Raw genomic sequence first — 24997 nt, forward strand, 5'->3', positions numbered from 1 at the left:
ACCGGACCATCCATGCCGGGCGTCGAGCGCCCCGTTTGACCATGGGTCCTCCGGGCGGGCCGGAGGACGACGGGTTCTAGCCTGTAATCGCTCCGCATGTCGCAGCGCGGAAGGTTCGCATCATCATATCGCGCTCGCGCCCTGTTCGGCGGAGCCGACGGCCGCGCGGAAGGCAGCGAACAGGTTGCGGCCCATGCCGAACTGCGGCTCGGTCTCAAGCGTGGCGTTCTCGCGCGCCGCGAACTCTTCCGCGCCGACCAGGATCTCCAGCACGCCGCGCTCGGCGTCGACCCTGATCACATCGCCGTCGTGAATGCGGCCGATCGGGCCGCCATTCGCCGCCTCCGGCGTCACGTGGATCGCGGCCGGCACCTTGCCGGAGGCGCCGGACATGCGCCCGTCCGTCACCAGCGCGACCTTGTGCCCGCGCTTCTGGAGCACGGCGAGCGCCGGCGTCAGCCGGTGGAGCTCGGGCATGCCGTTCGCCTTCGGACCTTGGAAGCGCACCACCGCGACGACGTCGCAGTCGAGTTCGCCGGCGCGGAATGCGGCCTCGAGATCGTCCTGGGTCGAGAACACCCGCGCCGGCGCCTCGATCACCCAGCGGTCACGCTCGACGGCGGAGACCTTGATCACGGCGCGGCCCATATTGCCGTCGAGCAGGCGCAGGCCCCCGTCGGACTGGAAGGGCGTCGCGACCGGGCGAAGCACGCTCTCGTCCCCGCTCGACGTGTCGGATTCGCGCCACACGATCTCGCCGCCGACCAGAACCGGCTCCTTCTCGTATTCCGCGAGACCCGGTCCCATAACGGTCAGCACGTCGTCGTGCAGCAGACCCGCGCCGCGGAGCTCGCGGATCAGGAACTGCATGCCGCCGGCGGCATGGAAGTGATTCACGTCCGCCGAGCCGTTCGGATAGATTCGGCAGAGCAGGGGGGTCGCGGCGGACAGCCTGTCGAAGTCGTCCCAGGTCAGCGTGATCCCGGCGGCCTTCGCCATGGCGACCAGATGGATCGCGTGATTGGTCGAGCCGCCGGTGGCGTTCAGACCGACGACGCCGTTCACGAAAGCCTTCTCGTCGAGGATCTGGCCGATCGGAGCATAGCCGTTCCCGGCGCGGGTGATCGCGAGCGCCTGGGTGACGGCGGCCTGGGTGAGCGCATCGCGAAGCGGCGTGTTCGGGGGCACGAAGCTCGCGCCCGGCAGATGGAGGCCCATGATCTCCATCAGCATCTGGTTCGAGTTCGCCGTGCCGTAGAAGGTGCAGGTCCCCGGCGAATGGTAGCTCGCGGCCTCCGATTCCAGCAGCTCGGCGCGGCCGACCTTGCCCTCGGCGTAGAGCCCGCGGATGCGGCCCTTCTCGTCGTTCGACATGCCCGTCGGCATCGGACCTGCGGGCACGAACACCGCCGGCAGGTGCCCGAATGCGAGCGCGCCGATGACGAGGCCGGGCACGATCTTGTCGCAGATGCCAAGAAACAGTCCGGCGTCGAACATGTCGTGGCTGAGCGCGACAGCCGCCGACAGCGCGATCACGTCGCGCGAGAACAGGCTGAGCTCCATGCCGGCGCGGCCTTGCGTGACGCCGTCGCACATCGCCGGCACGCCGCCCGCGACCTGCGCCACCGCGCCCGCCTTGCGCGCAGCCGCTCGAATGATCTCGGGGTAGCGCTCATAGGGCTGATGCGCCGACAGCATGTCGTTGTAGGCGGTGACGATCCCGATGTTGGGCACGACCTGGCCCTTGAGCGCCGCCTTGTCGTCCGCGCCGCAGCCCGCGAAGCCATGGGCGAGGTTGCCGCAGGCGAGCGCCGCCCGGTGAGGCCCGTCAGCCGCCGCCTTGGCGATGCCGTCGAGATAGCGCGCGCGGCCTTCGCGGCTGCGGGAAACGATCGCCTCCGTGACCTCGGCGATGCGGACGTCGAGACTCATGCTGGGTCTCCAACAGGTTCAATTCCGTCTGAACGATAATGGTCGCTCAGAACCGTCGGCGTCACGGCGCCCAGAAGACGTCGAGCGGCCTGGCCGCATTGGCGATGACGGCGCGGATCGGCATCTCCAGGGGATCGTCGCCTGCCAGCGCCTTCTCCAGGACCGCCATCTTGCCGTCGCCCTCGATATGCAGCGCCAGCGATGTTGCGGCCACCAGCACGGGCAGGGTCAACGTTATGCGCGGCTCGATGGCGGCCGGCGCGCGCATCGGGACCACCAGCAGCTTACCGGTCATGTCGATCGCGTCCTTCAGCCGGTCGCCGCCGGGAAAGAACGAGGCGGTGTGGCCGTCGTCGCCCATGCCCAGGATGGCGACAGTTAGCGGGCTGGGCAAATCGGCGACGCGCTTCTGCGCCTCCATCAGTCCGCCCTCCGGCGATCCGGCGTCGGTCACCAATGGCACGAAGGGCGCCGCGGCGGCCCGGCCCTGGATGAGGTTCTCCTTCACGAGCTTGGCGTTTGAGCGATCCTCGGTGTCCTTGACCCAGCGCTCGTCGACGAGCGTCACCGTCACCGACTCCCAGTCGAGCTCCGCCTGCGACAGCTGGCGGAAGAAACGCTTCGGCGTCGATCCGCCGGAGACCGCGAGCGTCGCGGCGTTTCCGGTCCCGATCGCGGCGCGGAGAGCGTCGGCGGTCTCAGCAGCGAGGGTCTCGGCCAGCGCCGTTCGGTCCGGAAAGGTCCGAAGGTTGATGTGCGGCTCGCTCACGACGGGTCCTCGTGCCAAGTCGCGCCGTCGCGCTCGATCAGCGCGACGGCGGCGGAGGGGCCCCAGGTCCCCGCGGTGTAGCTCGCCGGTTTCTGGCCGAGCCGCGACCATGCTTCAAGGATCGGATCAGCCCAGACCCAGGCGGCCTCGACCTCGTCGCGGCGCATGAACAGCGCCTGGTTGCCGCGGATCACGTCCATCAGCAGGCGCTCATAGGCGTCCGGATTCGGGCCCTTGAACGTCTCAGCAAAGGAGAGGTTGAGCGGCACCTCTCGGAACCGCATGCCGCCGGGACCCGGATCCTTGATCATGAGATAGAGCTTCACGCCCTCGTCCGGCTGCAGGCGGATGACGAGGCGGTTCGGCGCGAGAAAGCCGCCGGCCGATCCGAAGATCGACAGCGGCACCTCGCGGAACTGGATGACGATCTCAGACACCCGGCTCGGAAGGCGCTTGCCGGTGCGGAGATAGAACGGCACGCCCGCCCAGCGCCACGTCTGCACCTCGGCCTTCAGCGCCACGAAGGTCTCGGTGGCGCTTTCCGTCACGCCATCTTCGAGTTCGTCGAGATAGCCGGGCACCGACTTGCCGTCGATCGCGCCGGTCCGGTACTGGCCACGCACGGTGAGCGTGCGGACGTTGGTCTCGTCGATAGGCTTGAGCGCGCGCAGCACCTTCAGCTTCTCGTCGCGCAGCGCGTCCGCCTGCATGGTCGACGGCGGCTCCATCGCCACGAGGCAGAGGAGCTGGAGCATGTGATTCTGGATCATGTCCCGCAGCGCGCCGGAATGATCGTAGTAGCCGCCGCGGCCTTCGACGCCGACCTTCTCAGCCACCGTGATCTGCACGTGCCGGACATGGGCGGAATCCCACACCGGCTCGAACAGCACGTTGGCGAAGCGGAGCGCCATCAGGTTCTGCACGGTCTCTTTGCCGAGGTAATGGTCGATCCGGTAGATCTGGCTTTCGGGCAGGACGTCGGCGACTGCCGAGTTGATCTCCTGCGCGGACGCCAGATCATGGCCGAGAGGCTTCTCCAGCACGACGCGGGTCTTCGGCGTCAGCAGACTGTGCTTGGAGAGCCCGTGCGTGATCGCGTCGAACAGATTGGGCGAGGTCGCGAGATAGAACGCCCGCACGCGGTCGAGTCCGTCGGCGATGTGGGCCTTCAGATCCTCCCAGCCGTCGTCGCCGGTGGCGTCGACCGCGACATAGTCGAGCCGGGCGAGAAAGCGTTTGACGATCGCCTTGTCGAGTTCTTCTTCGGGAACATAGGTTTCCAGCGCCTTCTTCACGTCAGCGCGGAAATGGGCGGCGTCCATTTCGCGACGCGAGACGCCAATGATGCGGCTCGGTTCGCTGATCTGGCCGTCGTGTTCCCGTCGGAATAACGAGGGAAACAGCTTTCGGTGCGCGAGATCGCCGGTTCCGCCGAAAACGACGAGATCGAATGGATCGACGGCGACGATACGGCTCGTCATCGGCGGGCGACTCCCGAACGCATATTCACTTTTCGCTTCATATTGTGCGCCTGCGAGATGATAGCGCGCCGACGCCGCTGTCAAACGCGCGATAAGCATCTGGCCGATGCGCGTGATCGCCTTGGCGGATCGTCACCCCGCCGACCTGCGCCACGTGAAGCGGGGCGAACGTTTGTCAAGGAAGGCCCTCGCGCCCTCGACGAGGTCTTCGCCGGCGAAGCCGCCGCGCCAAAGCGCCTCGAGCCCCGCCTCGTCGACGTCGCCATCGGAGATCGCGTCGATGGTGCGTTTGGCGGCGGTGACGGAATAGCGGGAATTCATGGCGATCCTCTCGGCGAGGGCGCGGACTTCTCCGTCGAGCGCGTCGTGCGGCACGACCTTGTCGATGAGGCCGATCGCAAGCGCCTCGCCTGCGTCGATCAGCCGGCCCGTGAACAGCAGGTCCTTCGCCGCCGACCGGCCGATCGCCGCGATCAGCCGTCGGGTGCTGACGACGGGGTAGACGATCCCGAGCTTCGCCGGCGTCACGCCGAAGCGCGCCCCCTCGGCTGCGATCCTGAGGTCGCAGGCGAGCGCGATCTGGCACCCGCCGCCGACGCAGGGACCCTCGATCGCGGCGATCGTCGCCTGCGGCATGCGCGCCACCGCCTCTTCACCGCCCCGGACGGCGTCGGCGAAGTCGTTCCGCCGCTTGTCGTCTGCTGTCGTCAGCGCGACGAACTCGGCGATGTCGGCGCCTGCGCTGAACGCGCCGCCCGCGCCGCGCACCGTGACGACCGCGATCTCGGGATCGGCCGCCACGTCGCTCGCGACCTCCACGAAGGCGCGCCATGTCGCTTCGTCGAGCGCGTTCTTCTTCGCAGGGCGGTCGATCAGGATCGTGGCGCGGTCGCCGTAGCGGCTGAGCGCGAGCGAGCCGTGGCGTGTCTCTGTAGGCATTCGCGTCTCCTCCGCCGTCCGGCCGATCCTATCGCCTGCCGGAGTGCAGGCGCGCAACGATCGCTGCGATCGAATTTGCTTTTGTGCAAACGGACCTTCGCGCGGGATCGGGTTGTCAGTCTCCGCCGCCGGGATCAACTTCTCGCTCGATTTCAAGAGGCTAGACCTCGAACGACGACGGGAGCCGGTGATGGCGAAAGTTCTTGTGCTCTATTATTCGACCTATGGTCACATCGAGACGATGGCGCAGGCCGTCGCCGAAGGCGCTCGCGAGGCCGGCGCCGACGTGGTCGTGAAGCGCGTTCCCGAAACGGCGCCGGACGACGTCGCGCGGCAGAACCATTTCAAGCTCGATCAAGCCGCTCCGGTTGCGACCGTCGAGGAACTGCCGGAATACGACGCCATCATCTTCGGCGCGCCGACCCGCTTCGGTACCGTGGCCTCGCAGATGCGCTCCTTCGTCGACCAGACCGGCGGGCTGTGGTTCTCCGGCGCGCTGGTGGGCAAGGTCGGCTCGATTTTCACGTCGACCGCCACTCAGCATGGCGGCCAGGAGTCGACCATCCTCGGCTTCGTGCCCACGCTGCTGCACCATGGCATGGTCGTCGTTGGGCTGCCCTACGCCTTCGCCGGCCAGATGAACATGGACGAGATCACCGGCGGCTCGCCGTATGGGGCGTCGACTCTCTCCAAGAGCGACGGCTCGCGCCAGCCGAGCGAGAACGAACTCGCCGGCGCCCGCTTCCAGGGCAAGCACGTCGCCGGGATCGCGGCCAAAATCGCGGGTTGACTGGTCAGTCGTCCCGCCACCCGTAGATCCAATCGAGTCCTCCCAGCAGCACACTGGCGGGGGTCGCGGCCAGCGCGAGATTGCGCGCGCGGGCCGCGAGCCCCGACAGGTGATCGATCCTGATCTGCCGGCGCGAGCGCATCTGGAGCTTCGCGCAGCGCATCAGCCGGGCGCGCTCATAGGCGGCGAACGCGTCCGGGCCGCCCTCGGCGACGAGGCGGGCCAGCGTTGCGGCGTCCTCGATCGCAAACGCCGCGCCCTGCGCAAGCGACGGCAGCGTCGCGTGAGCGGCGTCGCCGATCAGGGCGATGCGCCCGTGCTGCATCCGGGCGTCCGGCGCCCGGTCGTAGAGCGGCCACGGCGTCCACGAGGAGCAGGCCGCCACCGCGTCCCGCGCGGGCGCCGCCCAGCCGACGACGAGATCGGCGGGCGTCTGGATTCGGTCGTCGCCGATCAGCACGAGGTTGGCCTCGCGGCCGGCGCGGACGGGATAGACCACGAGATGCGCCCCCGGCCCGAGCCACACGCTCACGCGTCGGATGCCGAAAGCCTCGGGCAGGGCGCCTGCCGGCAGCACCGTGCGCCACGCTCTCAGCCCCGTCGCCTGGACGGTCGCCGGCAGCTTGACCGCGCGGCGGACCACCGAACGCAGCCCGTCGGCGCCTGCGAGCCAGCCGCCTTCGATCATCTCGGCGGCCCCGTCTTTGGCGATTTCGACCGCAGCGCCGAACGTCGTCTCCCGCGCGCTGAGGATCTCGGCCCCGAGCGTAAGCTCCACGCCGGTTTCGCCGCGCGTGGCTTCGAGCAGGATGGCCTGCAGGTCGGAGCGGTGGACGACGCGGTAAGGCGCCCCCCAGCGCCGCTCCGCTTCGGCGCCGAGCTGCAGCGTCTTCAGCGCCCGGGCGGAGACACCGTCGGCGATCGTCACGGCCTCGGGCCGGGTCGCCACAGCGTCGAGCGCCCGGCCGAGGCCGAGCGCGTCCAGGATCCGGCTGGCGTTGGGGGAGAGCTGAACGCCGGCGCCGGTCTCTTCGAGCGCTGCGGCGCGCTCGACGATCTGGGACGGAATCCCGCGGCGGGCGAGGGCGAGGGCGAGCGTCAGGCCGCCGATTCCGGCTCCGGCGATCAGCGCGCGGCCGGGCATGGCCGCGTCAGACCGGGGTGAGCGCCTTCCAGAGACAACCGGCCGGGTCGCTTTCATCGGCGTGCAGACCGGCGGTGAAGCGGTAGAGCGTCGAGCAATAGGGACAGATGATCTCGCCGTCCGACCCCATGTCCAGGAAGACGTGCGGGTGATCGAAAGGCGGCGTCGCGCCGACGCACATGAACTCGCGCGCGCCGATCGAGATGATGGGGACGCCGGCGTCGTTGGCGAAATGCGGGATCGCGTGGTCGGCCATGACGGCTCCCTTCGGGCTGATCTGCCCTTTCACGCGATACGAAGTTTGCAGGCGCCGGGCAAGCGCGGCGCGCGCGGCGGCTGCCCGCAATCGCCGTGGCCGCACGGCTTCCGTCTCGCGCGCCGCACGGCTAGGGTCGCGCCGCGACACGCCCTGCGCGGAGACTCTATGCCGACCTTTCAATCAGACGGTCTGGAACTCGCCTATCGCGACGAAGGCGAGGGCGCCCCGATCCTGCTGATCCACGGCTTCGCGTCCTCGATCGACGTCAACTGGTCCGGCACGGGCTGGATCGAAACGCTGAAGAAAGACGGCCGCCGGGTCATCGCGATCGACAATCGCGGTCACGGAAACAGCGAGAAGCTCTACGATCCCGCCTTCTACGGCGCGGACGTGATGGCCGGCGACGCGATCGCGCTGCTCGATCAGCTCGACATCGATCGCGCTGACGTCATGGGCTATTCCATGGGCGCCCGCATCACGGCCCTGCTCGCGATCCGCAAGGCGGAGCGGGTGCGCTCGGCGATCCTCGGCGGCATGGGCGAAGGGCTGCTGCACGGCGCGCCCTCGGCCGACGCGATCGCAGAGGGGTTGCTAGCGCCGTCCGTCGAAGACATCACCAACCCGATGGCGAAGATGTTCCGCCGCTTCGCCGAGGCGACGAACTCCGATCGCCGCGCGCTCGCCGCCTGCATGCGGGCGCAGCGCTCGCTGGTCGACGCCGGGATGCTGGGAACCATCAAGGTTCCGACGCTCGTCGCCGTCGGAACCGAGGACGAGGTCTCCGGCGACCTCGATGCGCTGGTCAAGCTGATCCCGGGCGCCGAGGCGCTGCCGATCCCGCGGCGTGACCACAACCGAGCGGTCGGCGACAAAGTCTACAAGGAGGGCGTCTTGTCTTTCCTGTCCAGGCGGCCTTAATCGCTTTGTCGAAATGGCGCCTTTTTCTCGAAGGCGCGTTTACCCACATCGGGTAGGATCGCGGAAACAGAGTTAGGGCCGACCGGGCCCCAGATCCGGCGGCGGAGAGATTTCGCAGATGAGCAAGCTGGCGCGTCTCGAGACGCACAATCTCATGACGCTCGACCCGACCTGGGCGCGCATCCGCGCCGAGGCCGAGGACGTCGTGCGGCGCGAGCCGGAGATCGCGAGCTTCGTGATGAGCACCGTGCTCAACCACGAGCGCCTCGAGCAGGCGGTCGGCCATCGCGTCGGTTCGCGGCTCGGCCATATCGACGTGCCGAGCGCGCTGATCGCGCAGGCGTTCGACGAGGCGGCGGCGGCCGATCCGACGATCGGACAGGCTGTGCGCGCCGACCTGATGGCGGTCGTCGAGCGCGACCCGGCCTGCACGCGGGCGATCGAGCCGCTCCTCCACTTCAAGGGTTTTCATGCGATCCAGAGCCACCGGCTGGCGCATTGGCTGTGGGGCCAGGGCCGTCGCGACTTCGCGCTCTACATTCAGAGCCGATCGTCGGCGGTGTTCCAGGTCGACGTCCATCCGGCGGCGCCGTTCGGCCGCGGCGTGTTCTTCGACCATGCGACGGGCGTCGTGATCGGCGAGACCGCCGTGATCGAGGACAACGTTTCGCTGCTCCATGGCGTGACGTTGGGGGGAACTGGGAAAAGCACCGAGGATCGGCATCCCAAGATACGCCACGGCGTGCTGATCGGCGCGGGGGCCAGCATCCTCGGCAATATCGAGGTCGGCCACTGCTCGCGCGTCGCCGCGAACTCGGTCGTCCTGCGCGACGTGCCGCCGAACGTGACCGTCGCGGGAGTGCCAGCCAGGATCGTGGGAGCATCGCCCTGCGCGGAGCCGGCGCGGGCGATGGACCAGATTTTCTACGACGCCGGCCTCTGAGCCGCCGCCTCAGGGCTGCAGACCCCGTCTTTCGGCCGTCTTGCTTCGCTTCGCCCGATCGCCCAAACCCGGATCGGGAGGACGGCCGATGGCGGAGCTCAAATCCAGACGGCGCCCGCCCTCGCTCGCCGCCCGCCTGAGCGCGGTCCTCGCGCCTGCGGACGCCGAGGCGGCCCGTCGGAAGGTCAACGAACTCCTAGAAAACTCTGAAGCAAAGCCGCTCGCCACGGTCGCCGTCGGCGGTCCGGCGCGGGCGCTGCTCGAAAGCGTCGCGGACGGGTCGCCGTTTCTCTGGGGGCTGATAGAGCGGGAGCCGGAGCGCGCAGCGCGGCTTCTGGCGGGCGATCCCGAAGCCCGACTCGCTGCGCTGACCGCTGAAATCGGGAGTCACGGCTCCAATCGAGCCTCGCTCGCGGCTGCGCTGCGGCAGGCCCGCTCGGAAGCCGCGCTGCTGATCGCGATCGCCGACATCGGCGGCGTCTGGGACTCAGGCCAGGTCACAGCCGCGCTGTCGGATTTCGCCGAGGCCGCGATCCGCGCCGCGACCTCGGCCGCCCTGCGCGAGGCGCACGACGCCCGCCGCATCACGCTGCCCGATCCGGACAGGCCGGAGCAAGGTTGCGGCTTCTTCATCGTCGGCATGGGCAAGCTCGGCGCCCGTGAGCTCAACTATTCGTCAGACGTCGACCTTATCGCGTTCTTCGACACGCAGGTCGTCCGCGTATCGGAGGAATCCGACGCGACCTCGACCTTCGCTCGCGTCACACAGACCATGGCGAAGCTGCTGCAGGAGCGCACCGCCGACGGCTATGTCGCGCGCGTCGATCTCAGGCTGCGCCCTGATCCCGGCTCGACGCCGGTCGCGATCTCGCGCGACGCCGCGCTCTCCTATTACGAGAGCGTGGGGCAGAACTGGGAGCGGGCCGCGATGATCAAGGCGCGCATCGTTGCCGGCGACGCGGCGGCGGGCGAGGCGTTCCTCACCGAACTCCGCCCCTTCGTCTGGCGCCGCTCGCTCGATCACGCCGCCATCTCCGATATCCATGCGATGAAGCGGCAGATCCATGTTCATAAAGGCCATGGAGAGATCGCCGTCGAAGGGCACAACCTCAAGCTCGGTCGCGGCGGGATCCGCGAGATCGAATTTTTCGTGCAGACGCAGCAGCTTGTCGCCGGCGGCCGCGACCCGGCCTTAAGGACGCGCGGCACTGTCGAGACGCTGAACGGGTTGGTCGACGCCGGCTGGATCGACGGCGGGGCGCGGGATGAACTGGCGGAGGCCTACGGCTTCCTGCGCACCATCGAGCATCGGCTGCAGATGGTCGACGACGTGCAGACCCACAGCCTGCCGGAGGACGAGGCGGCGCTTGGCCGCTTCGCGCATTTCGCGGGCTTTTCCGGTCGCGTCGCCTTCGCCAAGGCGCTGCTCAAACGGATGAAGATCGTCCAGCGGCATTACGCTCGCCTGTTCGAGGACGCGCCGCCGCTGTCCGTAGATATCGGCAGCCTCGTCTTCACCGGCGAAGACGACGATCCGGAGACGCTGCTGACGATCGGACGCCTCGGCTACGCGGAGCCGTCGTCCGTCGCCCGCACCATCCGCGAATGGCATCGCGGCCGCTATCCCTCGATGAAGACAAACAGGGCGCGCGAGTTGCTGACCGAGCTTACGCCGACGATCCTCGACGTATTCGCGCGCTCGGACCGGCCGGACGCGGCGATCAATGGCCTCGACAAGGTGCTGGCGCGCACGAGCGCCGGAGTCGGGCTGCTCGCGCTGATCCGCGCCAATCCTCAGGTTCTGGAGCTCCTGGCGGGTGTGCTGGGCGTCGCTCCACGGCTGGCCGAAACGCTGGCGCGCCGCCCCCGCGTCCTCGACGCGCTGCTCGATCCCGCCTTCTTCGGCCATCTGCCCGACCGCGCGGAGCTCCACGAGCGCGTCGCGCAGGCGCTGGGCGAGGCGCGCTCCTATGAGGACGCGCTCGAGCGCGCACGTATCGTTGGCCAGGAGATGAAGACGCTGGTCGCATTGCGCGTCGCGGCGGGGGCGGCGGCGGCCGACCAGGCGGGGCCGGCCTTCGCGCGCACTGCGGACGTGCTGATCGCCGCGCTGTTCCGGATGGCCGAGAAGGAGCTCGCCCGCGTCCACGGCCGCATTTCCGGCGGCATGGCGTCCGTCGTGGCGCTCGGCAAGCTCGGCGGCGAGGAGATGACGGCCGCGTCCGACGTCGACCTCATACTGCTCTACGATCATCCTGACGACGCCGCCGAGAGCGACGGCCCGAAGCCACTCGCCCCCAGCCAGTACTACGCCCGGCTCACCCAGCGCCTGCTCGCGGCGTTGTCGGCGCCGACGGCTGAAGGCGTCCTCTATGAGGTCGATTTTCGGCTGCGGCCGTCGGGGCGCGCCGGTCCGCTCGCCACCCGGCTTCGCGCGTTCGAACTCTATCAGGCCGAAGAAGCCGAGACCTGGGAGCACATGGCGCTGTCCCGGGCGCGGGTGATCGCAGGGCCGAAAGCGTTCGTCAGGAAGGTGGGCCGCGCGATCGGCGAGGTGCTGCTCGCGCCCCGCGCGCCCGCCAAGGTCGCGAAGGACGTCGCGGCGATGCGGATGCTGCTCGACAAGGAGAAGGGTGCGGGCGGTCCCTGGAACCTCAAGCATGCGCCGGGCGGCCTCGTCGACGTCGAATTCGCCGCGCAGGCGCTTCAGCTCGCCTACGCCTCGACGCATCCGAAGATGCTGTTCACGGCGACCATACCGGCGCTGGACCGAGCCCATGCGGAAGGCCTGCTCGACAGGGAAAGCTGGGCGACGCTGCGCTCCGGCGCCCGCCTGCAGCAGGACCTGACCCAGGCGCTGAGGCTCGCGATCGACGGGCCGTTCGATCCGAAGGAGGCGGGCGAAGGCTTGAGGCGTCTGCTTGCCCGGACCGGCGAGGCGCCGGACTTCGCCGTGCTGACCGCGACGCTCGCCGACCGCCAGAAGGAGGTGCGCGCGGCGTTCAGGGCGGTGCTCGCCGGAATGAAATGAGGGGCGCGGCGCGGCCCTTTCAGGCGATCTTCTCTTCGTAGATCTCTTCGTCAGCGCGCACCGGCAGACGCACCAGAACCACGGTCCCGACGGCGACGGTCGAGCGGATCTTCATCGAGCCTCCATGGAGCTCCGTGAGCGACTTCGCGATCGCGAGGCCGAGGCCGGAGCCCTTGTGGCTCTTCGAGAACTGGTTCTCGACCTGCTCGAACGGCCGGCCGAGCTTGTCGATGGCGTCCTTCGGAATGCCGACGCCGGTGTCCTCGATGTAGAGGTTCATCGCGCCGCCGACTGCGCGGGTGCGGATGGTGACGCGGCCGCCGGCGGGCGTGAACTTCACGGCGTTCGAGAGCAGGTTCAAAAGGATCTGCTTGAGCGCCCTGCGGTCGACCTCGACGGTCACGCCGCAGGCGGCCTCGGCGCGCAGCGCGATCGACTTCTCCTCGGCTCGCGGCGTGATCACGCGCATGGCGTCGAGCACCACCTTGTCGATGTCGATGGACTCGCGGGTCAGCCTGAAGCGCCCCGCCTCGATCTTCGCCATGTCGAGCACGTCGTTGATGACGTCGAGCAGATACTCGCCGCTTTCGCGGATGTCGCGGAGGTACTCGACGTATTTCTCGGAGCCGAGCGGACCGAACAGGCCGGACTCCATGATCTCGGAGAAGCCGAGGATGGCGTTCAGCGGCGTGCGAAGCTCGTGGGAGATGTTGGCGAGGAATTCCGACTTCGCCTGGCTTGCGAGCTCGGCGTGACTTTTCTGCTCGGCGTATTTCTCGGCGAGGTCGGCGAGCTGCTGGGCTTGAACCTCAAGCGTCTGGCGCGATTTGCGCATGTCGGCGACGTTCGCCATCAGCGCCTTCTCGCTGTCCATCAGCCGCTCTTCCTGGCGCTTGAGCGAGGAGATGTCGGTGCCGACCGAGACGAAGCCGCCATCCTTGGTGCGGCGTTCGTTGATGCGCAGCCAGCGACCGTCCTCGATCTGCGCCTCGTAAGACCGCGCGCCGTCTTCGACCCGACCGTCCGGCCGGACCGAGTTGACCACGGCGGGCTGCCGGCCTGCGGCGATGATCTCCTCGCGCGGCGTGCCGGGCAGGACGGCCTCGTCCTTCAGCTCGTAGAGCTGCTGGAACTTCGAGTTGCAGGTTACGAGGCGGTTGGCCGCGTCCCAGAGCACGAAGGCCTCGGAGATCGTCTCGATGGCGTCGCGCAGGCGCATGTCGGCGGTCGCCGTGCGCTCGGCCAGCGTCCGGTGCTCGGTGACGTCGACGCAGATGCCGATGAGGCGCAGGCCATCCTCGTTCTTGTTGCGGACGGCTTCGGCGCGGGCTCGCAGCCACTTCCATTCGCCCTTGGCGTTCTTCACGCGGAAGATGCGGTCGATGTTCAGCGTCTGGCCGGCCGCGACCTCGTCGGCGAGCGAATAGAGATCGACGTCTTCGGGGTGCACCAGCGCGTTGAACTCGCCGAACGAGACCAACTGGTCGCGTGGGGGATAGCCCAGCAGCTCGAACAGCGAGCGCGACCAGAAGATGCGGCCGCGCGCGATGTCCCAGTCAAACAGTCCGCAATGGCCGCGCGACAGCGCGGTCTCGATGCGGATCTGGACGCGGTCGTAGATGTCGTCGGTGCGGCGCGCCCGGCCGGACTGCCAGCGGAAAGCAAGGCCGAGCAGCGTCAGCACGAGGGCCGTCGAGGCGTAGAGCGCGACGGAGGAGCGTGTGCTCGCCCGCCACGGTTCGAGCGCGTCGTCGACGTTCTGCACGAAGGCGACCTGGCCGGGACGCCCGGATGGCGCGTTGCGCACGGTGGCGAGCGCGGCCGCGCCGTCGGGAAGCGTCACGATCATCACGCCGGCGCGCTCGGCGAAAGTGGTGAGCGGCTGGGCGGGCCCGAGCAGGGTGATGAGATCGGCCGGCGGCTGCCCCTCGGGCGCGCCGCGAACGGCGACGATGCGGCCGGACTCGTCCGCGACATAGATGCGCCGGCCGCGATCGGCGGCATTGCCGGGAAGGCCCGTCGCAAGCATCTGCCGGAGATCCGCGGGGTCGCGCGCGCCGTTCATGTTCGGAAGCTGAAGAGCGGCGATCGAGGCGAGCGTCGCCATGTCGTCCGACGCCGTGCGCAGGGCCGAGTTTCGCGCATCCAGCGTCTGGAGAACGACGCCGCCGCCGAGCACGGCCAGAAACAGCACGATCAGGCAGGGCACCAACTTCCGAAGGAAGGGCTCGGCCGCCTGAAACCGACGCAGGACAGGAGCGGCCCAGGCTTTCGCCGTCGAGTGCGGCGCGGCACGACGCAAAGGCATCCCTGCCACGGTGGCGCGCGCCATCGCTCTGTCCTTCCAGACGGATGTGAAGTGAAGTCGATCCGAGAACCCCGACGCGTCGAATCAACTTGGATATTAGAATCAATTCGCGGGGCTGCTGTCCAGCGAGAATTAATGCATCGTTAAATACTTAACGAGGGCGTTCCAAAAAGTTGAGTCAGCAGAGTCACTTGCGCCTAGGCCGCCAATGCGCGGCGGACAATGTCTGCGACGTCCGCCGACAGCCGCGGCATGTCGGCGAGGCCGCGAAGCGCCGCCTCGGCCTTGCCGCGCCGCTGGGGCTCGAGCGAGCGCCATGTCCGGAAGGCGCCGAGCAGGCGCGCGGCGACCTGCGGATTCGACGCATTGAGCTCTGCGACCACGCCTGCGACGAAGGCGTAGCCCCGCCCGTCCGGCCGATTGAACTGGGTGGGGTTACCAGCGCCGAACGTGCCGATCAGCGACCGCACGCGGTTCGGGTTGCGGATGTCGAAGCCTGGCGAGGCCATGAGCGTTTCGACGCGGTCGATCGTGTCCGGCAGCGGGGCCGACGCCTGGATGACGAACCATTTGTCGAGCAGCAGCGGATCTTGGCCATAGACCCGCGCGAAGTCGGCCAGCGCGTCTTCGCGCTCCGGCGAGGCGTGGAGCGAGAGCACCTGAAGCGCCATCACGCGGTCGGTCATGTTCCGCGCACCGGAATACAGCGCGTGGGCGCGTGCGATGCCGTCCCGCTCGCCGCCGGCCGCCAGAAGGTCGAGCGCCGCCACCTTCAGCGCCCGCCGGCCGGCGGATGCGGCGTCGGGGGAGTAGGGACCGGTCTCGGCCAGCCGCTCGTAGGCGGCGAGGAGTTGCGGCCCGAGGCGGCGGCGCATCGCCGATTTCAGGAAACCGCGCGCGGCGTGGATCGCGTCGGGATCGACGTCCTCGCCGAGTTCGCGGGCGACGTCGCCTTCGCTCGGCAGGGCGGCGATCTGGGCGGCGTAGGCGCAGTCGCTCTCGGCGGGGTCGAACGCGCGCGAGAGGGCTTCCGCAAGGCGCGGCTCGTCGGCGGGCTCACGGCCGGAGCGCACGGCGGCGACGGACGCGACGAGATGCCGGAGCGCCACCGTCTGCGCCGCCTGCCAGCGGTTGAACGGGTCGCTGTCATGGGCCGCGAGGAACAGCAGGTCGTCGTCGGCGATGTCGGACACCACCTTCACGGGGGCCGAGAAATTGCGGAACAGCGAGGGCGCCGGCCGTTGCTCGACGTTCTCGAAAACGATCCGCGTGGTCTCGTCCGTCAGCGCGAAGACCGGGCCGGCGGGCGCGCCGCCGACGACCAGCGGCATGTCGCGGCCGTCGGGGCCGACGAGGCCGAGAGCGAGCGGGATGACGACCGGAAGCTTGGTGTGCTGGCCTGGCGTCGCCGGCGTGCTCTGCGCAGCGTCCAGCGTGAAGGTCCTGGCCTCCGCGTCGTAGGCGGTGGCGATCCGGACCTCCGGCGTGCCGGCCTGGCTGTACCAGCGCAGAAACTGCGAGAAATCACGGCCCGAGACCTCGGCGAAGCAGGCGATGAACTGCTCGATCGTGCAGGCCTGACCATCGTGCCGGTCGAAATAGAGGTCCATGCCGGCCCGGAAGGCGTCTCCGCCGATCCAGGTCTTCAGCATGCGGATCACCTCCGCGCCTTTCTCGTAGACGGTCGGCGTATAGAAGTTGTTGATCTCGGCGTAGACCTCGGGGCGGACGGGATGCGCGAGAGGCCCGGCATCCTCAGCGAACTGCACGGAGCGCAGGCCGCGCACGTCCGAAATGCGCTTCACCGGCCGCGACCGCATGTCGGCGGTGAACTCCTGGTCGCGGAACACGGTCAGCCCTTCCTTCAGGCAGAGCTGGAACCAGTCGCGACAGGTGATGCGGTTGCCCGTCCAGTTGTGGAAGTATTCGTGGGCGATGATCGCCTCGATGTTGGCGTAGTCGCCGTCCGTCGCAGTCTCTGGGCTCGCCAGAACGTACTTGTCGTTGAAGACGTTGAGGCCCTTGTTCTCCATTGCGCCCATGTTGAAGTAGGACACGGCGACGACCATGAACACGTCGAGGTCGTATTCGCGGCCGAAGGCCTCTTCGTCCCAGCGCATGGAGGCCTTGATCGACTCCATGGCGTGGACGGCGCGATCCTCCTTGCCGTGCTCGACGAACACCTTCAGCGTGACCTTGCGGCCGCCCATGGTCACGAACTGGTCCTCGACCACGCCCAGGTCTCCCGCGACCAGCGCGAACAGATAGGAGGGCTTCGGGTGCGGGTCATGCCACACCGCGAAGTGTCGGCCCTCGCCGGCGGCGCCGGTCTCCACAAGATTGCCGTTCGACAGCAGGACGGGATTCTCGGCCTCCGACCCCTCGATGCGGATCGTGTAGACGGCGAGGACGTCCGGCCGGTCGAGGAAATAGGTGATGCGCCGGAAGCCCTCGGCTTCGCACTGCGTGCAATAGGCGCCGTTCGAGCGGTAGAGCCCCATCAGCTTGGTGTTGGCCGAGGGGTCGACCAGCGTCGTGACAGTTAGTTCGAAAGGCCGGCGCGGCGGGTTCGCGATGGTGAGCGAGGAAGGCGAGACGTCGAGATCGTCGACCCGCAGCGGATCGCCGTCGATCGCCGCCGAGACGAGGTTCAGGTCGTCGCCGTCAAGCGTCAGGGCGGCGTTGTCGCGCCCTGCCGGGTTGGGCCGCAGGCGAAGCCGCGCGGTGACCCGCGTCGCCGTGGGATCCAGCATGACGTCGAGCTCGACCGCGTCGATCAGAAAGTCGGACGGACGGTATTCGGCGAGACGGACGGGACGGGGATCCTCGGCGCGCATGTCTGCTCCGGCGGATTGAGGGGGATTCGATGAGCCCGGTTTAGGCCCGCGGGGAGGGCGGGCGCAAGGCGGGCGCGGCTCAGCCGAGAAGCGCGTCGGCGATCACGGCGCCGCGGGCCTGCATGACATAGAGGCCGATGTGGTGCGTCTCGTCCTGCGGATGGTGGGCGGTGCCCGGCAGGCCAAGGGCCTCCACCGCCGTCTCCGGCAGATGGTAGGTCGCGCAGCCCGGCTCATAGACCACGACGTCCTTCAGGCGGCCCAGCATCGGCCGGCCGTCCAGGTGATGGTTGCGGGCCGACAGCAGCGAGGAGACGAGGTCGAGATTGCAGATGTCCGTGCAGATGCCGACCACGACGACGCTCTCAAGCTCGTTCGCGCGGATCCATTCGACCAGCACGTTGGAGCCGTCCGGCCGGATCGAGCCGACGAAGCCGTCGATCACGTCTTTTTCGACCAGCTTCGCGCCGGGCTCGTTCTCGAGGAACGCAAGCGCCGGAACGAGGGTCTCCTGTCCGGTTCCGCGCTCGCAATGAGGCGGGTAGGGCGGCTCCGGCCGACCCGGCTCGTGGGTGTCGAGCAGCGCGAGCACCGGCCGCTCGTCGCTCAGGAAGTCGCGAGCGAGCGTGGCGATCGCAGCCACCATCGCGTCGATCTGCGCGTCGGGCGCCATGGGCGCGAGCGGCCCCGCGCCCGGCGTGCAGAAGCCGTTGACCACATCGACGATCAGCAGGCCGGTGCGCTCAGGAGGCCGGTACTCGCGGGCCGCCACCGGGAGGCGGGCCCGGAGCTCCTCGAAGAACGAGACCATCAGCGCAGAGCCCGCTCCAGCACGCGGGCGAGACGGCCGGAGAACGCCTGCGGGTCTGCCGGCCGCTCGCCGTCGAGGATCTTGGCCTCGTCGAACAGCAGCGACACTGCGTCCTCGCGGAACGCCTGATCGTCGGCGCCCTTGGCGGCCAGCGCGACGACGAGACCGTGCGTGGGGTTGATCTCGAGGATGGGCTTGGCCGAGGAGCCGGCGCGGCCCGAGCTTGCGAGGATCTTCTCGAGCTGACGGTCGGGGCCGAAATCCGGGGCGACCAGGCAGACCGCGCTTTCGGTCAGCCGGTCCGAGGTCCGAACGTCCGCCACCGCGTCGCCGAGAGTGGTCTTCGCGAACGCGATGAAGTCGGCGACCGAAGCCGCGGTCTCGGGCGCAGGCTCGCTGTCGCCGTCGAGCTTGGGGATCAGCGCGAGCTCGGCCGCGCCCTGGGTGATCGACTTGAACGGCTTGCCCTCGAAATCCGCCGCCGACGTGACCCAGAAGCTGTCCACGGGATCGGACAGCAGCAGCACCTCGACCCCACGCGCGCGGAAGCCTTCGAGATGCGGAGAGGACAGCAACTGCTCCGGCTTGCCGCCGGCGAGATAATAGATCGCCGTCTGGTTTTCCCGGAGCCCGGCGACGTAGTCCTTCAGCGTTCGCCAGTTTTCGCCCGACGTGGTCGTCTTGAAGCGGGCGAGCTTGAGCAGTTGCTCGCGGCGCTCGAAATCCTCGTAGAGACCTTCCTTGATGACCGGGCCGAAGGCGTCCCAGACCGTTTCGAAGGTCGCCTTGTCGTTCTCGGCGAGCTTTTCGAGGTCGCCCAGCACACGGTTGGTCAGGCCCTTGCGGATCGCGGCGAGGACCGGGCTTTCCTGGATCATCTCGCGCGAGACGTTCAAGGGCAGATCGTTGCTGTCGACCAGGCCGCGCACGAACCGCAGCCAGCGCGGCAGCAGGTCGGCCTCGTCGGTGATGAACACGCGCCGGACATAGAGCTTCATCCGGCCCTTGCGGTCGGGGTCGAACAGGTCGAACGGCTGGGCGGAAGGCACGAAGGCGAGCGCGGTGTATTCGTGGCGCCCTTCGGCGCGGTAGTGCACCGTCATCGCCGGGTCGTCATAGGCGCCCGCGAGGCTTTTGTAGAACTCGGCGTAGTCCTCCTTCGAGATCTCGCTCTTCGGCTTGGTCCACAGCGCTGCGCCGTCAGCGATCTGCGTGGGCTCGGCGCCGGGCTTCTCAACGAGCGAGATCGGCACCGGCACGTGGCCGGACTGCGCCTTGACGATGCGCTCCAGCGTCCAGCGCTCGGCGTAGGATTTCGCATCCTCCATCAGATGGAGGACGACGCGGGTTCCTCGCGCGGGAGCCTCGGCGAGATCCGCCTCCGCGACTGTGTAGGCGCCCTGGCCGTCGGACGACCAGACCGCGGCCTCGTCGGAGCCGGCGCGGCGCGAAAACACGTCCACGCGGTCGGCGACCATGAAGGCGGAATAGAAGCCGACGCCAAACTGCCCGATCAGCTGCGCGCCGTCCTTGGCCTGAGCCGCGTCGAGCCGCTCCATGAAGGCCTTGGTGCCGGAGCGCGCGATGGTGCCGAGCGCCTCGATCATCTCATCGCGGCTCATGCCGACGCCGTTGTCCTCGATGGTGAGGAGACGAGCGTCTTCGTCGGCCGAGATCAGGATGCGCGGCTTCGGGTCGTCGCCGAGCAGGGCGGGCGTAGAGATCGCCTCGAAGCGCAGCTTCTCGCAGGCGTCGGCCGCGTTCGAGATGAGCTCGCGCAGGAAGACGTCCTTGTCCGAATAGACCGAGTGCACCATCAGGTGCAGAAGCTTGGCGACGTCCGCCTCGAAGACGCGGTTTTCCTGCGGCTTCGGCGCGGTCTCGGTTTCGGTCGTCATCGGTCCGTTCTCCCCATTCGAGTTCGGTCGACGAGATGGCCGGACCGTCGCCGAAGTTCAAGAGACCGTTACGCGGGCGGCTCCATCACGTCGGACAGGGGACGTCGGCGCCAGCTAGCGTCGGGGCGCGCGACCGTCACGCCTACCAGAGCGACGATGACCTCCAACGCCAGGCGGCTCATGAAGCTATGGGCCGGCGCCATCGCCGCGGCTCCAACGACCAAAGCATGAGAGGGAAGAACGGATGATTCGAGGCGATGAAGGCCCACCTGAGCTTCATGCGCCGTTCATTAACGACCAAGTAGCTCTACGCAGCGTTCGCGTCTTTTGAATGAACCGCTTCGCATGGTAAGTGTAGCCGGGCATCTGTTAGGCTGAGGCAGCAAACTGGCGGGCGCTAAGCGTCGCGCCGACGAGAAAGGACTTTACCGTGTTGCAGAATTCCGTTCGCACCCGCGTCGTCGCCGCGGCCGTTCTCAGCGCAGCTGTCTTCGGCGCCGCTCTGGCCCCGTCCGCCGCGCAGGCCGACCGCTGGCATCGTAATCACTATTACGGCCACCATCACGGCGGCGGCGGGACCGCTGCGGCCATCGTCGGCGTCGGCGCGCTTGGCCTGCTCGCCGGCACGGCGATCGCCAACTCCAACGCCCGCCGCGACGACGAGTGCAGGATCGAACGTCGGCGTTACGTCGACCAGTACGGCCGCAGCTACTTGAAGCGCATCGAAGTCTGCGATTGATCGCTCTTCTTCGACGCCCGGCCGGACCCTGGGTCTTCCCATGGTCCGGCCGGGCGTTTTCTTTTTGAGACGGGCTTTCCGGAGATTCTTTTCCGCCGGTTTGAATCTGGCGTGCGGCCGCGACGAAGGAACATAAGGGCCGCGCAGGGCGGTCCCCAGGACCTTCAGGGATGACCGCCATGACCATGCTCTCGACCCGCGGCCGCAAGATCTTCGCCGGCCTCCTCACCGCCTCCGTCCTCGGCGCCGCCGTTGCGCCGACCGCCGCCTCCGCCGGTCCTTACGGCCATCATCACGGGCGTCATGGCGATCACTGGGGGTATGGCGCGGCCGGCTTTGGCGGCGGCCTCCTGATCGGCGCTCTCGCAGCGAACGCGGCTTCCGAGCGCGAAGTCGTCTATGAGCGCCGCTGCTGGGTCGAGCGCCGCCGGATCTATGACGATTACGGCAATCGCTACATCCGTCGGATCCGCGTTTGCGACTGAGCGGAAGGGTGGCCTGACAGGAGGCGGGGCTCTCTCCAGGCGCCGCCTCCTGCGTCTCAACTCTGCTCGTTGACGTTGTCGGCGCCGTTAGGCCACAATCTGCCGTCCGAACGCTCGATCCGCACGGCGACGACGATACGGTTGGGGGACCGATCGCCTGCTGGAGCGACCTTTCGGCCAGCGGGATTTCGGCGGCGGCCTGGGGAACCGTGATGAAATCGCCATTCAGGAAGACCGCGCGGCGTGACGGCGTGACGACGTCGCTCGGCATGCGCCTCGGCGCCGTCTTAGCTGCGGGTCTCCTTCTGGTGGCCGCCCCGGTGGGCGCGCAGGAGAGGCCGAACGAACCCGGCGAGCACGATCCGGGCCGTTCGCATGGCGGCAAGAAATTCACGATTCCGGTCGAAGTCGTCGTGCCGCTCGTGGCGCTTGGCGTCCTGCTGATCGGCGCTGCGGTCCGCGCGGAGGCGAGGAAACCGCCGCGCACGACAGAGCCGTCCCGCACGCCGCCGCCGCCCGTCGAAGTCCGTTCGGGAGCGGACTCCGCGCCGCCTCGTAAAGCGAAGCCGAAGACCGCGAAGGCCGCGGGCGGCCGCAACGGTTCGAACGCTCGCTCCGCCGGCGGCGACGCGGGGGCGCCGCGCGGCGCCGCTCAGGCGGACGATCCGGCCGTCGTCGTTCCGGGCGAAGTGCTGTTCGAGGTCAAGGCCGGCGTCTCCGACCTCGACGTCACGGCGATCGCGCGCCGCGCGCGGCTCGACCGGATCTCGTCGGAGAGGTTCGAACTCACCGGGTCGACGATCTACCGTTACCGCATCCGCGGCGATCGCAGCGTCGCGGCCGTCGTCGCGGCCCTGAGAGCCGATCCTCAGATCGAAGCCGTCCAGCCGAACCACGTTTACAGCCTGAGCCAGGAGGCGACGTCCGAGCTCTCACGGACGCAATACGCCGTCGTCAAGTTGCGTCTGAAGGAGGCGCACGCCTCTGCGACCGGGCTGAACGTGCCGGTCGCGATCATCGACTCAGGCGCGGATGGAACCCATCCAGCCCTCAAGGACGCGATCGTCGAAAGCTTCGATCCGGTCGGCCCGCCGGCTTCGGCGCATCCGCACGGCACTGCGATCGCTGGGCTGATAGCCGCGCGCGGCGATCTCGCGAGCCCGGCGCCGGCGGCCCGGATCCTCGCGATCCGCGCCTTCTCCGGCGCCAAGCGTCCGGCGAAGCCCGGCGCTGAGGGTACGACCATGCACATCCTGCGCGGCCTCGATTGGGCCTCAAAGCAGGGCGCGAAGATCGTCAATATGAGCTTCGCCGGCCCGAAGGACGACAAGATCTCTCAGTTCATCGCGGCCGGCGTCGCGAAAGGCCAGATCTTCGTCGCCGCCGCCGGCAACGCCGGCGCGTCATCGCCGCCGCTCTACCCCGCGGCCGATCCCGAGGTCATCGCGGTCACCGCCGTCGACGACGCCGACAAACTGCTGGCCGTCGCCAATCGCGGGCCGCATCTCGCGGTCGCCGCCCCCGGGGTCGACGTCGTGGTCGCGGCGCCCGGCGGCGGCTACAGCTACATGTCGGGCACTTCGATGGCGGCGGCGGAGGTCAGCGGCGTGATCGCGTTGATGGTCCAGGCGAATCCCTCGTTGACCGCCGCCGAAGCTCGCGCGGCGTTGGTCAAGTCGGCCGTCGACCTCGGGGCGCCCGGCGTCGACCCGGAGTTCGGGGCCGGCCAGACGGACGCCAAGGCCGCGGTCGACGCAGTGTCCGCCGCACCGTCCGTCTCCGCCTCGCCGCAGGCGACTCCGGTCTCCGCGCCGGTGGAGACCACGATCTCGCCACGACCGTGAAATACGCGCGCCATGAAAAAAGCCATCCGGCGTCTGAACCTTTCCGCGTTCCAAAGCGACTGATGGTCAGGTCGCCGCAACGCGCGCCATGACCGAGGCCTCCGACGAGGCCTTGATCGGGCGCATTGCGGCTGGCGACCGGGCCGCGATGCGAATTCTCTATGGGCGTCACTCGACGCGCACCCTGAGGTTTCTGATCCGGCTCGTCCGTAACGAAGCGACTGCGGAGGATCTCATGAGCGACGTCTATTTCGACGTCTGGCGGCAGGCGGAGCGTTTCGAGGGACGGTCCAGCGTTTCGACCTGGATACTCTCGATCGCCCGGTTCAAGGCTCTGTCCGCCCTCCGCCGCGTTACGGAGCGTCCGCTCGAGCCGAAGACCGCAGACGCCGTCGAGGACAGTTCGGACACGCCCGAGACCACGGCGCTGAAGGCGAGCAAGGCGGACGCGATGCGCCGCTGCCTGGCGGCGCTGTCCCTCGAGCATCGCGAGGTCATCGATCTCGTCTATTACCATGAGCGCAGCGTCGAGGAGGCGAGCGATATCCTCGGCGTCCCGGCGGCGACAGTGAAGACCCGGATGTTTTATGCGCGCAAGAAGCTCTCGGATCTGCTGTCCGCCGCGGGCGTCGACAGGGGCTGGCCGTGAGCGCCTCCGTGAACGGGAGCGCGGAGTCGGGGGAGGGCGACCTGCTCGCTCCGTGGCGCGCGACCGACAGGCTCGACGCCAAGGACGCCGCGCTGTTCGAGCGGCTGATGGCGGAGGACTCCGAAATCGCCCGACGGCTCGCCGTCGCCTGCGAGGAGCGGGATGCGGCGATCGCGCTCAACGAGGCTTTGCCGACGCCGTCGGCGGCGGCCCGCGAAAAACTGTTCGCCCGAATCGACGCGCATGAGGCGCAGCGATCGCCGGGTCGTGCGTGGGGCGCCGTCCGCCGCTTCGGCGAACGGCTCGCCGCTCTCTCGCCGAACGCGCTCGCATGGGGGGCCGCGGCCGCCGCGCTCCTCATCGCGGTGCAGGGCGGGCTTTTGACGAAGGCTTATCTCGGGAGCGGCGAGGCCCGCTACGAGACGGCGTCGGACGGTCGGGACGCGGTCGGCGGCGGCCAGCACGTGCTGGTCGCTTTCACGCCGACGGCGACGGCGGAGGCCATCGCCTCGTTGCTGAGCGAGACGCAGGCCGAGATCGTGGCGGGTCCGAAGCCAGGCGGCGTGTTCGTGCTGAGGCTCGCCGACAGGGCGATGGGAAAGCCGGAGTTGGAGGCGGCCGTCGAACGATTGAAGGCGCGAATCGGCGTCGTGCGCTTCGTCGTCGCGCAGTAGAGCGCGGGCGAACAGGCAGACGCGGAGACGGCGAGGCGACCCCGGCCGTCTTCGCCCATCGCCACGCTGCTGCGATCGGTCGTGCCCACCGCCGGACCGGCTGAGAGGGCGAGGCCGAAGTCGTCCCGGAGGGGAACCAAGACAGAAAGGGAAAGTGGAGGCTTCTGTTGCCAGGCGCCTCCGGGCCCCGCCTAACGGAAGCTAGCCCGTTAGGACTTTAGAATGGTTTTTCTAACCGCTCACGCGGCCAGAGCAACCGAGCTGTAGTTGTCGTTGGCAACTATAGAATGGCCCGATAACGGTGGAGCCATGCCGGGCAAAAGCCCACCCTTTACGCCCCCGTCGATCCTATTTCGCCCCCGCCGAAACCCGCGGCTCGCGCGGATTTTGGTGGAGGCGCCGGGTACTGCCCCCGGGTCCGAAGGGTTTATTACGGCGGACGTTTATCACCATAGCCGGGTATCCCCGACGCCCCTGATATAGGGCATGCGGCGCGGCTGGAAAAGGCCCTTGGCCCGCTTGCACACCGAGCGCCTCAGCCAGGAC

At 68.6% G+C, this 24997-nt stretch carries 19 protein-coding genes and 1 other RNA gene; 9 read left to right on the forward strand and 11 right to left on the reverse strand.

The genetic code is table 11. The annotated features are described in order from the left end of the window. Positions 1 to 123 precede the first annotated feature (123 nt). From edd to PKE75_RS09135, 4 genes are all read right to left on the reverse strand, one after another. Positions 124 to 1932, reverse strand: a complete 1809-nt coding sequence (gene edd / locus PKE75_RS09120) for a phosphogluconate dehydratase (RefSeq protein WP_271168395.1) — start codon at positions 1930 to 1932, stop codon at positions 124 to 126. A gap of 61 nt (positions 1933 to 1993) precedes the next feature. After that, a complete protein-coding gene (pgl, locus tag PKE75_RS09125) occupies positions 1994 to 2701 on the reverse strand; it encodes a 6-phosphogluconolactonase (RefSeq protein ID WP_271168396.1) in 708 nt (235 codons plus the stop codon). Beyond that, positions 2698 to 4182: a glucose-6-phosphate dehydrogenase gene (gene zwf / locus PKE75_RS09130; protein ID WP_271168397.1), complete on the reverse strand. Its 1485-nt coding sequence runs from the start codon at positions 4180 to 4182 to the stop codon at positions 2698 to 2700. Before zwf ends, pgl begins: the two co-directional genes overlap by 4 nt. A gap of 132 nt (positions 4183 to 4314) precedes the next feature. Then, complete coding sequence (locus tag PKE75_RS09135; protein ID WP_271168398.1) at positions 4315 to 5121, reverse strand: enoyl-CoA hydratase/isomerase family protein; 807 nt, start codon at positions 5119 to 5121, stop codon at positions 4315 to 4317. A gap of 190 nt (positions 5122 to 5311) precedes the next feature. Here PKE75_RS09135 and wrbA point away from each other — a divergent pair, with 190 nt between their 5' ends. Next, the gene (gene wrbA / locus PKE75_RS09140) at positions 5312 to 5911 is read left to right on the forward strand and encodes an NAD(P)H:quinone oxidoreductase (RefSeq protein WP_271168399.1); all 600 of its coding nucleotides are present in this window, start codon (positions 5312 to 5314) and stop codon (positions 5909 to 5911) included. Positions 5912 to 5915: 4 nt separating this feature from the next. Here the strand turns inward: wrbA and PKE75_RS09145 are convergent, their stop codons facing one another. Together PKE75_RS09145 and PKE75_RS09150 are read right to left on the reverse strand one after the other, a co-directional pair. After that, positions 5916 to 7055 carry an FAD-dependent monooxygenase gene (locus tag PKE75_RS09145; protein WP_271168400.1) on the reverse strand — a complete coding sequence of 380 codons (1140 nt, stop codon included), beginning with the start codon at positions 7053 to 7055 and terminating at the stop codon, positions 5916 to 5918. A 7-nt stretch (positions 7056 to 7062) separates the two neighbouring features. After that, the gene (locus tag PKE75_RS09150; protein WP_271168401.1) at positions 7063 to 7311 is read right to left on the reverse strand and encodes a zinc-finger domain-containing protein; all 249 of its coding nucleotides are present in this window, start codon (positions 7309 to 7311) and stop codon (positions 7063 to 7065) included. A gap of 168 nt (positions 7312 to 7479) precedes the next feature. Between PKE75_RS09150 and PKE75_RS09155 the strand changes: the two genes are divergently transcribed. The 3 genes from PKE75_RS09155 to PKE75_RS09165 all read left to right on the forward strand — a co-directional run bounded on the left by PKE75_RS09155 (position 7480) and on the right by PKE75_RS09165 (position 12206). After that, positions 7480 to 8232: an alpha/beta fold hydrolase gene (locus tag PKE75_RS09155; protein ID WP_271168402.1), complete on the forward strand. Its 753-nt coding sequence runs from the start codon at positions 7480 to 7482 to the stop codon at positions 8230 to 8232. Between the two features lie 118 nt (positions 8233 to 8350). Then, complete coding sequence (gene cysE / locus PKE75_RS09160) at positions 8351 to 9175, forward strand: serine O-acetyltransferase (RefSeq protein ID WP_271168403.1); 825 nt, start codon at positions 8351 to 8353, stop codon at positions 9173 to 9175. 88 nt (positions 9176 to 9263) lie between these two features. After that, positions 9264 to 12206 (forward strand): bifunctional [glutamine synthetase] adenylyltransferase/[glutamine synthetase]-adenylyl-L-tyrosine phosphorylase, encoded by a 2943-nt coding sequence (locus PKE75_RS09165; RefSeq protein ID WP_271168404.1) that lies wholly within the window; start codon positions 9264 to 9266, stop codon positions 12204 to 12206. Between the two features lie 19 nt (positions 12207 to 12225). On the opposite strand, the gene PKE75_RS09170 is transcribed toward PKE75_RS09165, so the two are convergent. The 4 genes from PKE75_RS09170 to htpG all read right to left on the reverse strand — a co-directional run bounded on the left by PKE75_RS09170 (position 12226) and on the right by htpG (position 20060). Then, positions 12226 to 14415: a PAS domain-containing sensor histidine kinase gene (locus PKE75_RS09170; RefSeq protein ID WP_309298810.1), complete on the reverse strand. Its 2190-nt coding sequence runs from the start codon at positions 14413 to 14415 to the stop codon at positions 12226 to 12228. 296 nt (positions 14416 to 14711) lie between these two features. Next, positions 14712 to 17351, reverse strand: coding sequence for an aminopeptidase N (gene pepN / locus PKE75_RS09175; RefSeq protein ID WP_271168406.1), 2640 nt, complete (start codon positions 17349 to 17351; stop codon positions 14712 to 14714). Positions 17352 to 17430: 79 nt separating this feature from the next. After that, positions 17431 to 18162, reverse strand: a complete 732-nt coding sequence (locus PKE75_RS09180; RefSeq protein WP_271168407.1) for an isochorismatase family protein — start codon at positions 18160 to 18162, stop codon at positions 17431 to 17433. Further along, positions 18162 to 20060, reverse strand: a complete 1899-nt coding sequence (htpG, locus tag PKE75_RS09185) for a molecular chaperone HtpG (protein WP_271168408.1) — start codon at positions 20058 to 20060, stop codon at positions 18162 to 18164. Before htpG ends, PKE75_RS09180 begins: the two co-directional genes overlap by 1 nt. Before the next feature lie 430 nt (positions 20061 to 20490). Between htpG and PKE75_RS09190 the strand changes: the two genes are divergently transcribed. The 5 genes from PKE75_RS09190 to PKE75_RS09210 all read left to right on the forward strand — a co-directional run bounded on the left by PKE75_RS09190 (position 20491) and on the right by PKE75_RS09210 (position 24451). Continuing rightward, positions 20491 to 20799, forward strand: a complete 309-nt coding sequence (locus PKE75_RS09190; RefSeq protein WP_271168409.1) for a hypothetical protein — start codon at positions 20491 to 20493, stop codon at positions 20797 to 20799. A gap of 170 nt (positions 20800 to 20969) precedes the next feature. Further along, complete coding sequence (locus PKE75_RS09195) at positions 20970 to 21284, forward strand: hypothetical protein (RefSeq protein WP_271168410.1); 315 nt, start codon at positions 20970 to 20972, stop codon at positions 21282 to 21284. 212 nt (positions 21285 to 21496) lie between these two features. After that, positions 21497 to 23128 (forward strand): S8 family serine peptidase, encoded by a 1632-nt coding sequence (locus PKE75_RS09200; RefSeq protein WP_271168411.1) that lies wholly within the window; start codon positions 21497 to 21499, stop codon positions 23126 to 23128. A gap of 88 nt (positions 23129 to 23216) precedes the next feature. Beyond that, a complete protein-coding gene (locus PKE75_RS09205; protein WP_271168412.1) occupies positions 23217 to 23777 on the forward strand; it encodes a sigma-70 family RNA polymerase sigma factor in 561 nt (186 codons plus the stop codon). Next, positions 23774 to 24451 (forward strand): hypothetical protein, encoded by a 678-nt coding sequence (locus PKE75_RS09210; RefSeq protein WP_271168413.1) that lies wholly within the window; start codon positions 23774 to 23776, stop codon positions 24449 to 24451. Before PKE75_RS09205 ends, PKE75_RS09210 begins: the two co-directional genes overlap by 4 nt. A gap of 153 nt (positions 24452 to 24604) precedes the next feature. Here PKE75_RS09210 and ssrA read toward each other — a convergent pair. Further along, positions 24605 to 24960, reverse strand: a transfer-messenger RNA (tmRNA) gene (gene ssrA / locus PKE75_RS09215). Between the last annotated feature and the right edge of the window lie 37 nt (positions 24961 to 24997).

Origin of the sequence: Hansschlegelia plantiphila (assembly GCF_027922265.1) — a bacterium.
In the GTDB taxonomy this organism is placed as follows: domain Bacteria; phylum Pseudomonadota; class Alphaproteobacteria; order Rhizobiales; family Methylopilaceae; genus Methylopila; species Methylopila plantiphila.

Excerpts from the sequence above, each read along its gene's own strand:
- pepN (WP_271168406.1), bottom strand. The coding sequence starts at position 17,351 with ATGCGCGCCGAGGATCCCCGTCCCGTCCGTCTCGCCGAATACCGTCCG.
- zwf (WP_271168397.1), bottom strand. The coding sequence starts at position 4,182 with ATGACGAGCCGTATCGTCGCCGTCGATCCATTCGATCTCGTCGTTTTC.
- PKE75_RS09200 (WP_271168411.1), top strand. The coding sequence starts at position 21,497 with ATGAAATCGCCATTCAGGAAGACCGCGCGGCGTGACGGCGTGACGACG.
- PKE75_RS09205 (WP_271168412.1), top strand. The coding sequence starts at position 23,217 with ATGACCGAGGCCTCCGACGAGGCCTTGATCGGGCGCATTGCGGCTGGC.
- PKE75_RS09165 (WP_271168404.1), top strand. The coding sequence starts at position 9,264 with ATGGCGGAGCTCAAATCCAGACGGCGCCCGCCCTCGCTCGCCGCCCGC.
- PKE75_RS09155 (WP_271168402.1), top strand. The coding sequence starts at position 7,480 with ATGCCGACCTTTCAATCAGACGGTCTGGAACTCGCCTATCGCGACGAA.
- PKE75_RS09180 (WP_271168407.1), bottom strand. The coding sequence starts at position 18,162 with ATGGTCTCGTTCTTCGAGGAGCTCCGGGCCCGCCTCCCGGTGGCGGCC.
- cysE (WP_271168403.1), top strand. The coding sequence starts at position 8,351 with ATGAGCAAGCTGGCGCGTCTCGAGACGCACAATCTCATGACGCTCGAC.
- PKE75_RS09150 (WP_271168401.1), bottom strand. The coding sequence starts at position 7,311 with ATGGCCGACCACGCGATCCCGCATTTCGCCAACGACGCCGGCGTCCCC.
- PKE75_RS09195 (WP_271168410.1), top strand. The coding sequence starts at position 20,970 with ATGACCGCCATGACCATGCTCTCGACCCGCGGCCGCAAGATCTTCGCC.
- edd (WP_271168395.1), bottom strand. The coding sequence starts at position 1,932 with ATGAGTCTCGACGTCCGCATCGCCGAGGTCACGGAGGCGATCGTTTCC.
- PKE75_RS09135 (WP_271168398.1), bottom strand. The coding sequence starts at position 5,121 with ATGCCTACAGAGACACGCCACGGCTCGCTCGCGCTCAGCCGCTACGGC.
- htpG (WP_271168408.1), bottom strand. The coding sequence starts at position 20,060 with ATGACGACCGAAACCGAGACCGCGCCGAAGCCGCAGGAAAACCGCGTC.
- PKE75_RS09145 (WP_271168400.1), bottom strand. The coding sequence starts at position 7,055 with ATGCCCGGCCGCGCGCTGATCGCCGGAGCCGGAATCGGCGGCCTGACG.
- wrbA (WP_271168399.1), top strand. The coding sequence starts at position 5,312 with ATGGCGAAAGTTCTTGTGCTCTATTATTCGACCTATGGTCACATCGAG.